Here is a 9,372-nt window from a genome sequence, read left to right as displayed (position 1 = left end):
CCACCAGACCGGCGGGGTCGGTAAAATCCCCCGCCAGCGCCATGGCGGCCACGATACCGGGAAACACCGCAAGCAGGCCATAGAATGCGCAGCCCGCCGCGATCAGCAGCAGGTGGTCCTCTCCGATGCTGGCAAAGACGCGTTTGGACGCGGCCAGCCAGCCTTTGGTTGTCAGATCGGTCGGGCTTGCATTGCGGTCGGTCATCATGGCTCCGGTTTTTGGTCTTGCGGTCAGGGCGCGCGGGTGGTCGCCTAGTTCCCTGACCCGGCCAATTTGTCCTGCGTCTGTGTGTCAAAGTCTGCGGCACTATGACGTTCGTGCAACTGCTCTGACGGATCGCCGAACGACCGGTTCACCATACGCCCACGCAGATATGCGGGGCGGTTCATGACCTGTTGCGCCCACCGCTGCACGTTTTCGTAGCCATCGGTTTGCAGGAATTCGGCGGCGTTATAGACCGCACCCGTAGCGACACCGCCATACCAAGGCGCGATGGCCATGTCGGCGATGGTGTATTGATCGCCCGCAATGAATTCACGGCCCGCCAACTGCCGGTCAAGCACGTCAAGCTGGCGCTTGGCTTCCATGGTGAAGCGGTTGATCGGATATTCCATCGGTTCGGGCGCATAGGCGTAGAAATGACCGAACCCGCCGCCCAGATAGGGCGCGCTGCCCATCTGCCAAAACAGCCAGTTCAGCGTTTCGGCCCGCATCGCAGGGTCCTGCGGCAGGAACGCATCGTATTCGGTCGCAAGATGCAGCAGGATCGACCCGCTTTCAAACAGACGTGTTCCGGTCTTGGTGTCCAGCAGGGCCGGAATTTTGGAATTGGGGTTGATGTCGACAAAGCCGCTGCCGAACTGGTCGCCCTTGCCGATGTCGATCAGCCACGCGTCGTATTCGGCGTCGTGTCCGGCTTCCAGCAATTCTTCGAACATGACCGTCACCTTGACGCCATTGGGCGTCGCAAGGCTGTGCAACTGCCAGCGATGTTCGCCCTGCGGCAGATCCTTGTCGTGGGTCGGTCCGGCGATGGGGCGGTTGGTTTTGGCGAATTTTCCGCCGTTTTCGGCGTCCCATTTCCAGACCTTGGGGGGCGTATAATCGGACATGCATTGATTCCTTGCTGCGTGACGTGCCGTGACAGTTAGCACGTGGGCCGCAGGGTCAAGGCATTAACGCCGCACAGGGCGTCCGCCGGGCAATTCGATCCGCGCGACCTGTTCCGCGATGGGATCGGTCGACAGCGGGTGCAATGCCCCGTCATAACCGTCCGGATCACCAATAGGCTGCCACGCGCCGTCGCGGAAAACTTCCAACGCGTCGAAATTGGCCTTGTATCCCATCTTGGGGCTGCCGGGGACCCAATAGCCCAGATAGACGTAGGGCAGGTTCAGTTCCCGCGCGATGGTGACATGATCCAGAATCAGAAATGTACCGGGGCTGCGCCGGGTCAATTCGGGCGCAAAGAACGAATAAACCATCGACAACCCGTCATCCAGAATGTCGGTCAGGCAGGCTGCAACAGGATCGTCGGTCTGTGCGGTCGTATCGGCATATTCGATCAGACGCGACCGGACAGGCGTTTCTTCGATCATGGCTGCGAATTCGAACATATCCATGTCCGCCATGCCGCCGTCCGCGTGGCGCGCGTCCAGATATTCGCGGAACAATTCGTACTGCGCTTCGGTCGCCCAAGGCGATGTCGGGCGCCGCTGAAGATGCGCGTTGCGTTTCAGCACCCGTTTCTGACTGCGCGACGGTTTGAAATCTGCAACCCGGATACGGGCCGACATGCAGGCCGAACATTCCGTGCAAGACGGCCGATACAGCACGTTCTGCGACCGCCGGAACCCCTGCTTTGACAAGGCATCATTCAGCGACGATGCCGATTCACCCTGCAGTGCGGTAAACAGCTTACGTTCCATCCGGCCCGCCAGATAGGGGCAGGGTTGCGGGGCCGTCACGTAGAACTGCGGGGCGATCTGAAGGTCATGGCGCATGTCATAAAGAGTGGTGCGGTTCTGACGATCTGACAACCCCCCGAAAGCGCCCAAACATTTCGAATTGCGGGTTTATGCCGGTCGGTTGATCGCGGTGGTCCCCATGACGAAATCGGTCAATCCCTGCCTTTTGGGGGTGATCGCCATGGCGCCGATCGACACCAGTTGCAGCGGAAAGGTGATGACACTCAACGCGTAGCCCGCCGTATGGGCCAATGCCGCGCCGCTGGACAGACGCGCGCCCTGTGCGTCGCGCAATTCGATGTTGAACAGGCGCATGCCCCACGTCGCGGATCCGCTGGCGATGGTGAACCAACGATAGATAAACCCCACGCCCATCATCATGACGGGAAAGAAAAACAGCGCGATGAACAGCGTCAACGGCAACAAAAGCAAGGAGAAGATAAAGACCACCGTGACATCCACTACCCATGCCAGCGCGCGACGGCTGGGCACGCCATCATAGAATTCCGGCATCGTGTCGGGGTCGGGCAAGTCGTGCAGAACAAGGGTCGTCATATCAATAATTCCAGTCGCCAGATGGTCACGGCGGCCCCGTTTTCGGGGCCACCTGTTTCACTTAGGCATCCTTGTCGGATGCGTCTACATCGCGGTCTTTCGGCGTGCGGTCGGCCATGAACTGGTCGAATTCGGCCTTGTCCTTGGCCTCGCGCAGGCGGCCCAGAAAGGCGGTGAATTCGTCCTGTTCTTCCTGCAGGCGATGCAGCGTGTCCTGTTTGTAGGCATCAAATGCGGTGTTGCCCGATGTCGCCATCATGCGGGACGGGCGCACCTTGCTGGATGCAGCGCCTTTGCTGAACTTGTTGCCAAAGATCATATAGGCCAGCACGGCCAGACCCACCGGCCAGGCGACGATCATGGCGATGACCATGGTGGCGATCCATGCACCGCGTCCACGGGCATCAAGCCAGGCTTCGACGCGTTGTGCCCAAGCCACCGGGCCTGTCACGACAGCGGGATATGTATGCGTAGCAGTCATCTGAGTTGTCCTTTCCAGACTGATGTAAATCTCTTTCACATTACCCATATCGGAACGCCTGCCGATCCTCGCAAGGGTTAATGTGAATGTTTTTTACATAGAGCGGGTAAAGTTTTATATTCCACAGGCTTGCGCATTTCATTCGGTGAAATTGGCCAGTGGCGCGCCGCATAATTGCAGCAACGTATCCGGCGCAATCGCAAAGATATGATGTGGCGTGCCGGCCGCGGCATAGACCACATCGAACGTCAGCAGATGTGGATCGAAGTAGGCGTTGGGTGGTGTCAGATGGCCGATGGGTGCGACGCCGCCGATGGCGAATCCGGTGATGTTGCGCACCGCAGCGGGATCGGCGCGGGTCAGCGGCTCGCCCGCGATGGCAGCGGCCTTGGCCGGGTCGACGCGGTGGCCGCCTGCCGTGATGAACAGGTGGATCTGCCCGGTATCGGCGCCCTGAAAGATGATCGATTTGGCGATCTGGTCCAGCGCACAGCCCAGTGCATCGGCAGCGTCGTTTGCAGTGCGCGTGCTGTCAGACATGGCAATCGGGGTAATGCGCAATCCCGCGTCCTGCAGTGTCTGCGTGACCCGCTTCAAACTCTTGCTCATCCCGGTGGCTACTGACACGATTGGGGGCGTTTCTTTCAGGGTATTATGGTCATGTCAGCGGATCAAACAGCAACACTTGGCAGTCTAGAGGCGCGGATCGTCCGCACCCCACGCCCCTACACTCCTGACCGGGGGACCGATGCGCTGGCCCATGTGCCCGATGCCACCGGTGCGCTGCGTGATTTGATTGTTGGCGCTGCCGGGTGCAGCCCCTATCTGGCAACGCTGATCGGCAAGGAAGGCGCGTGGCTGATGCAGGTCGCCGCCGCACCAGAGGACGCGTTGCGCGCGACGCTCGATCATATCGACACGCTGCCGCTGACCGATCTGTCCGACGGGTTGCGGCAGGCCAAACGCCGTGTGGCCCTGCTGACAGCGCTGGCCGATCTGGGTGGGGTCTGGCCGCTGCAGACTGTGACAGGCGCACTGACCGATCTGGCGGACCGCGCGACCCATGCCGCATTGGTCGCACTGACATCCGCCGAAATCGCCCGTGGCAAGCTGCCGGGGCTGGTGGCCGAAGATGCCGCTACCGCTGGCGGTATGGTTGCACTGGCCATGGGCAAGATGGGGGCCGGAGAGCTGAATTATTCGTCCGACATCGACCTGATCTGCCTGTTCGACGAAACCCGTTTCGACCCCGCCGACGTGGCAGAGGCGCGGGCCGGTTTCGTGCGGATCACCCGCCGCATGTGCGCGCTGATGTCGGACGCCACGGCGGGCGGTTACGTGTTCCGCACCGACCTGCGGTTGCGGCCCGATGCCAGCGTCACGCCGGTCTGTCTGTCGATGGATGCTGCCGAACGCTATTACGAAAGCGTCGGGCGCACGTGGGAACGGGCCGCCTATATCAAGGCGCGGCCTTGCGCGGGCGACCTTGCGGCAGGCGGTCGGTTTCTGGACACGCTGCGCCCCTTTGTCTGGCGGCGGCATCTGGATTTCGCAGCCATTCAGGACGCGCATGACATGCGACTGCGCATCCGCGACCACAAAGGGCTGCACGGGCCGCTGACGCTGAAATCCCACAACATGAAACTGGGGCGCGGCGGCATCCGCGAGATCGAGTTCTTTACCCAGACCCGCCAACTGATCGCAGGGGGCCGCGATCCCGGATTACGCGCGCGCGGCACGGTCGACGGGCTGACAGCACTCAGCGATGCGGGATGGTTGCCCGGCGATGTGCGCGACCGTCTGATCGACCACTATACCTTTCACCGCACCGTCGAACATCGGTTGCAGATGGTGCAGGACGCGCAGACCCACACCTTGCCCAACGACGCCGATGGTTTTGCCAGACTGGCGGCGTTCATGGACCGCGATGTGGAGGATCTGCGCCGCGACCTGACCGAGCGGCTGGAAGAGGTCCACGACCTGACCGAAGACTTCTTTGCCCCCGATGCACCGGAACCCGCACCGGACTGGGGCAGTCAGATCACGTCGCGGTGGTTGGATTATCCAGCGCTGCGATCCACCCGCGCGGTCGAGATTTTTCACCGTCTGCGCCCGGTGATCCTGCGCGACCTGCAAGATGCGGCCAAACCCGAAGAGGCGCTGGCGCAGTTCGACGGCTTTCTGTCGGGGCTGCCTGCGGGGGTGCAATTATTTTCCCTGTTCGAGGCAAATCCGAAACTGACCCGCCTGATCGTCGATATCTGCGCGACGGCGCCTGCGCTGGCGCAATACCTGTCGCGTAATGCAGGCGTGCTGGATGCGGTGATCGGTGGTGACTTTTTCGCGCCGTGGCCTGGCGCAGATGCGTTGTCCGCGTCGCTGCGCGACGAACTGGCGCAGGCACCCGATTACGAAGCGGCCCTGACCCGCGCCCGCCTGTGGACACGCGAACGCCATTTCCGGATTGGCGTGCACCATCTGCGGGGGTTGATCGACGCGCGCACCAGTGGTGCGCAATACGCCGATCTGGCGGGGGCCGTCGTGGCAGGGCTATGGCCGGTGGTCGGTGCTGAATTCGCCCGCAAGCACGGCCATGTGCCGGGGCGCGGTGCGGTGGTTGTGGCGATGGGATCACTGGGGGCCGGGCGGCTGAACGCGCAATCCGATCTGGACCTGATCGTGATCTATGACGCCGATGGAGAGGCTGTTTCCGACGGCAAACGGCCCTTGCCTGCGCGGACCTATTACGCGCGGCTGACGCAGGCGCTGGTGACAGCATTGCAAGCGCCGATGGCGGACGGACGCCTGTACGAGGTCGACATGCGCCTGCGGCCTTCGGGACGCCAAGGACCGGTTGCGACATCCTGGGCGGCGTTCCAGTCCTATCAGACGCAGGATGCCTGGACGTGGGAACATCTCGCACTCACCCGCGCGCGTGCCATCGTCGGTGACGACGCACTGGCGACCGATATCGAATTTTTCCGCCGCAAACTGCTGGCGGACAAGGGGCAGGGCGCCACGATCCGCGCCGACGTGGCCGACATGCGCCGCCGTCTGGCAGAAGCAAAGCCGGGCGGCGCCGTCTGGGATGCAAAGGACGGGCCGGGCCGGCTGATGGATGCCGATCTGGCCGCGCAGACGGTCGCGTTGTTGACCGGCACGCCACAGCGCAAGGCAGCGGCGCAAATCGATGCGGGACTTGCTGCGGGGCAATTATCGAAACAGGACGTCAATGCGCTGTGCGGCGCGCAGGATCTGTTCTGGTCCTTGCAGGCGGCAGCGCGGCTTTTGACCGGGTCAATCCTTGATCCGGACGCGCTTGGAGAGGGCGGGCGTCGCTTTGTGCTGCGAGAGGTCGGTTGCGATGACCTTGACGCACTGGCTGCCCGCATAGAAGAGGCGTCAGGCGCGGCGGCACAGGTCTTTGCGCGGATACTGGAGGACCCCCATGAAGGGTGACGCACAAGACCCCGGCGGCCTGATCGCGGAATCGTTCCGCATCGATGGTATCGGACGCGGCGAATGCCGTGACATTTTTCTGGACTGGGCGTTGAAGATGCCCGTTCAGATCAATCTGGTGGATACCATCGGCACGTTGCTGGCCCGGCATGCGGACCAGCCTGACGATCATCCGATGATCCAGACCCTGCGCGAAGGTCAGGCCGACGCCGCCCGCCCGCAACGACGGGGCGGACGTGCAGGCCGCCAAACCTAGCGCGCCAGTTGCGACGCTTCGCGGGCCAGCGCCTCGATCCCGGCCCAGTCGCCGCTGGCGACCAGATCAGCGGGTGCGACCCAGCTTCCGCCGACGCATAGCGTGTTCGACAGGCCCAGATAATCGGGCGCGTTTTTCAGGCTGACGCCACCGGTGGGGCAGAATTTGACCTGCGGGATAGGCGCGCCGATGGCTTTCAGCGCGGGTACGCCGCCGTTCGCTTCGGCAGGAAAGAATTTCTGCACGCTATAGCCGCGTTCCAGCAGGGCCATCGCCTCTGACGCGGTGGCGGCGCCGGGCAGCAGGGGCAGCTCGTTCGCTTCGCAGGCATCCAGCAAAAGGTCTGTCGCACCCGGCGATACACCGAATTGCGCGCCTGCAGCCTTGGCGTTTTCAACGTCCTTTGGGGTCAACAGGGTGCCGGCACCCACCACACCGCCCGGCACGGCGGCCATTTCGCGGATCACGTCCAATGCGGCGGGGGTGCGCAGCGTGACTTCGAGTGCGGGCAAGCCGCCTGCGACCAGCGCGCGCGCCAGATCGGCGGCCTTGCCTGCATCATGCAGCACCAGAACCGGGATGACCGGGGCCAGTTCGCACAGCTTGCGGTTCAGCTCAGAAGCTTGTTCAGGGGTCATGTCGCGTCTTTCTTTGGGCCAGGGTTACAGAACGACAGAGGCGCCATCGGTGGCACGTCCAACGGTCTGGCGGAAGGTGGCGAACAATTCACGGCCGACGCCGGTTCCGTTGCCGGTCAGGTCCGCGATGGCCAGTTCGCGGTCGTCCAGTTGCACGTGCGGGGCGTCGATGGTGCCTTTGACCGCATCCAGCCGCACGATGTCACCGTCACGCAGCCGCCCGATGGGGCCACCGTCGGCGGCTTCGGGGCAGACGTGGATAGCGGATGGCACCTTGCCGGATGCGCCCGACATGCGCCCGTCGGTCACAAGCGCGACCTTTAGCCCGCGATCCTGCAATACCGCCAGCACCGGTGTCAGACCGTGCAATTCCGGCATCCCGTTCGATTTCGGCCCCTGAAAACGCACCACGATGATCGTGTCATCGGTAAATTCACCGGCCTTGAACGCCGCTTTGACGCTGTCTTGGTCGTGAAAGATCCGGCAGGGCGCTTCGACGATGTGACGTTCTTTCGCCACGGCAGACGTTTTCATGACCCCGCGGCCCAGATTGCCTTCGAGCTGTTGCAGACCGCCGGTTTTCTGAAATGGATCGCTGGCAGGGCGCAGGATCTTGTCGTTCTGCGTCTGACCGTCACCGGGGGCATAGACGATCCGGTCGCCGTCCAGTTTCGGTTCCTGCGTATACAATTCCAGCCCATCGCCCGCGACGGTGCGCACGTCGTCGTGCAACAGACCCGCGTTCAGCAGTTCACCGATCATGTAGCCCAGACCGCCTGCTGCGTGGAAATGGTTCACGTCTGCTAGCCCGTTTGGATAAACCTTTGCCATCAGGGGCGTGACGTCGGAAAGATCGCTGAAATCCTGCAAGTCGAGTACGATCCCGGCGGCGCGTGCCATCGCGGGCAGGTGCAACACCAGATTCGTCGATCCGCCCGTCGCCATCAGCCCCACCAGCCCGTTCACAAAAGCGCGTTCGTCCAGAATGTCGCTGACAGGTGTGAAATTGTTACCCAATGCGGTGATCTGTGCGGCCCGTTCGGTACCCGCAACCGTCAGCGCATCGCGCAACGGTGTGTTGGGATTGACAAAGGAGGCGCCGGGCAGGTGCAGCCCCATGAATTCCATCAGCATCTGGTTGCTGTTTGCTGTGCCGTAGAACGTGCAGGTGCCCGGCCCATGGTAGCTGGCCATTTCGGCTTTCATCAATTCCTCGCGTCCGATTTCACCGGTTGCGAATAGCTGGCGGATCCGTGATTTTTCGTCGTTCGGCAGGCCGCTGACCATCGGGCCTGCTGGCAGAAAGATCGACGGGATATAGCCAAACGTCGCGGCGGCCATCACCAGACCCGGCACGATCTTGTCGCAGACACCCAGATAGATCGCCGAATCAAAGGTGTTGTGCGACAGGCCCACGGCGGCAGCCAGCGCGATAACATCGCGGCTGAACAGTGACAGTTCCATCCCGGTCTGCCCTTGGGTGACACCGTCACACATCGCGGGCACGCCGCCTGCGACCTGTGCCGTGGCGCCGACCGCATTCGCAGCCTTCTTGATCAGGTTCGGGTAGGTTTCGAACGGCTGGTGCGCCGACAGCATGTCGTTATAGGCGGTGATGATCCCGATGTTGGGGGCCGTTTCGGCCACCAGCGCGTCCTTTTGACCTTCCATCGCGGCATAGGCATGGGCCTGGTTGCCGCAGGTCAGATGTGACCGGCGCGGTCCGGCTGACGCGGCGCGTGCCATGGTATCCAGATAGGTCTTGCGCGGCCCTTCGGACCGGGCACGGATACGGTCGGTGACTTCGACGATCTTGGGATGCAGGGCCATGGGAACCTCGGATGTTTGGATTTCATGCACCCATAGCATGTCGGGTTAGCGCTAACAACTCACCCCTTGGCGATGTGCCGGCACTGCGCGAAACGCGGCCAACATTGCACTAAAAGTCAACACAATCGCGCCGCAAAGGAGGACTAACACTATCTTTAGTTATCAAAGACGCACGAATGAGGTGC

General features: G+C 62.4%; 9 protein-coding genes and 1 pseudogene. 2 read left to right on the top strand and 8 right to left on the bottom strand.

Features of this window, described 5'->3' with window-relative positions; translation table 11 throughout:
- From GZH79_RS19110 to GZH79_RS14820, 6 genes and pseudogenes are all read right to left on the bottom strand, one after another.
- Positions 1-205 (bottom strand): annotated as a pseudogene (locus GZH79_RS19110) (YihY/virulence factor BrkB family protein); the annotation flags it as partial.
- A gap of 47 nt (positions 206-252) precedes the next feature.
- Complete coding sequence (yghU, locus tag GZH79_RS14840) at positions 253-1,113, bottom strand: glutathione-dependent disulfide-bond oxidoreductase (RefSeq protein ID WP_211644550.1); 861 nt, start codon at positions 1,111-1,113, stop codon at positions 253-255.
- Positions 1,114-1,176: 63 nt separating this feature from the next.
- Positions 1,177-2,004 (bottom strand): arginyltransferase, encoded by an 828-nt coding sequence (locus GZH79_RS14835; protein ID WP_211644549.1) that lies wholly within the window; start codon positions 2,002-2,004, stop codon positions 1,177-1,179.
- A gap of 72 nt (positions 2,005-2,076) precedes the next feature.
- A complete protein-coding gene (locus GZH79_RS14830; protein ID WP_211644548.1) occupies positions 2,077-2,523 on the bottom strand; it encodes an RDD family protein in 447 nt (148 codons plus the stop codon).
- 61 nt (positions 2,524-2,584) lie between these two features.
- The gene (locus GZH79_RS14825) at positions 2,585-3,004 is read right to left on the bottom strand and encodes a DUF2852 domain-containing protein (protein ID WP_211644547.1); all 420 of its coding nucleotides are present in this window, start codon (positions 3,002-3,004) and stop codon (positions 2,585-2,587) included.
- Between the two features lie 138 nt (positions 3,005-3,142).
- Entirely contained in the window at positions 3,143-3,613 is a 471-nt protein-coding gene (locus GZH79_RS14820) for a YbaK/EbsC family protein (RefSeq protein WP_211644546.1), read from the bottom strand.
- A gap of 51 nt (positions 3,614-3,664) precedes the next feature.
- On the opposite strand from GZH79_RS14820, the gene GZH79_RS14815 reads away from it, so the two are divergent.
- Positions 3,665-6,463, top strand: a complete 2,799-nt coding sequence (locus GZH79_RS14815; RefSeq protein ID WP_211644545.1) for a glutamine-synthetase adenylyltransferase — start codon at positions 3,665-3,667, stop codon at positions 6,461-6,463.
- Complete coding sequence (locus GZH79_RS14810) at positions 6,453-6,719, top strand: hypothetical protein (protein ID WP_211644544.1); 267 nt, start codon at positions 6,453-6,455, stop codon at positions 6,717-6,719. Before GZH79_RS14815 ends, GZH79_RS14810 begins: the two co-directional genes overlap by 11 nt.
- On the opposite strand, the gene eda is transcribed toward GZH79_RS14810, so the two are convergent.
- Complete coding sequence (gene eda, locus GZH79_RS14805) at positions 6,716-7,357, bottom strand: bifunctional 4-hydroxy-2-oxoglutarate aldolase/2-dehydro-3-deoxy-phosphogluconate aldolase (RefSeq protein ID WP_211644543.1); 642 nt, start codon at positions 7,355-7,357, stop codon at positions 6,716-6,718. The genes GZH79_RS14810 and eda overlap by 4 nt on opposite strands.
- Before the next feature lie 24 nt (positions 7,358-7,381).
- Positions 7,382-9,187 (bottom strand): phosphogluconate dehydratase, encoded by a 1,806-nt coding sequence (edd, locus tag GZH79_RS14800; RefSeq protein ID WP_211644542.1) that lies wholly within the window; start codon positions 9,185-9,187, stop codon positions 7,382-7,384.
- Positions 9,188-9,372 lie beyond the last annotated feature (185 nt).

Source organism: Loktanella sp. SALINAS62 (genome assembly GCF_018263905.1).
Lineage (GTDB): Bacteria > Pseudomonadota > Alphaproteobacteria > Rhodobacterales > Rhodobacteraceae > Loktanella.
Note: the sequence above shows the minus strand (reverse complement) of the source record. Positions and strands in the feature narration are given on the sequence as shown.

Excerpts from the sequence above, each read along its gene's own strand:
- yghU (WP_211644550.1), bottom strand. The coding sequence starts at position 1,113 with ATGTCCGATTATACGCCCCCCAAGGTCTGGAAATGGGACGCCGAAAAC.
- GZH79_RS14835 (WP_211644549.1), bottom strand. The coding sequence starts at position 2,004 with ATGCGCCATGACCTTCAGATCGCCCCGCAGTTCTACGTGACGGCCCCG.
- GZH79_RS14830 (WP_211644548.1), bottom strand. The coding sequence starts at position 2,523 with ATGACGACCCTTGTTCTGCACGACTTGCCCGACCCCGACACGATGCCG.
- GZH79_RS14825 (WP_211644547.1), bottom strand. The coding sequence starts at position 3,004 with ATGACTGCTACGCATACATATCCCGCTGTCGTGACAGGCCCGGTGGCT.
- GZH79_RS14820 (WP_211644546.1), bottom strand. The coding sequence starts at position 3,613 with ATGAGCAAGAGTTTGAAGCGGGTCACGCAGACACTGCAGGACGCGGGA.
- GZH79_RS14815 (WP_211644545.1), top strand. The coding sequence starts at position 3,665 with ATGTCAGCGGATCAAACAGCAACACTTGGCAGTCTAGAGGCGCGGATC.
- GZH79_RS14810 (WP_211644544.1), top strand. The coding sequence starts at position 6,453 with ATGAAGGGTGACGCACAAGACCCCGGCGGCCTGATCGCGGAATCGTTC.
- eda (WP_211644543.1), bottom strand. The coding sequence starts at position 7,357 with ATGACCCCTGAACAAGCTTCTGAGCTGAACCGCAAGCTGTGCGAACTG.
- edd (WP_211644542.1), bottom strand. The coding sequence starts at position 9,187 with ATGGCCCTGCATCCCAAGATCGTCGAAGTCACCGACCGTATCCGTGCC.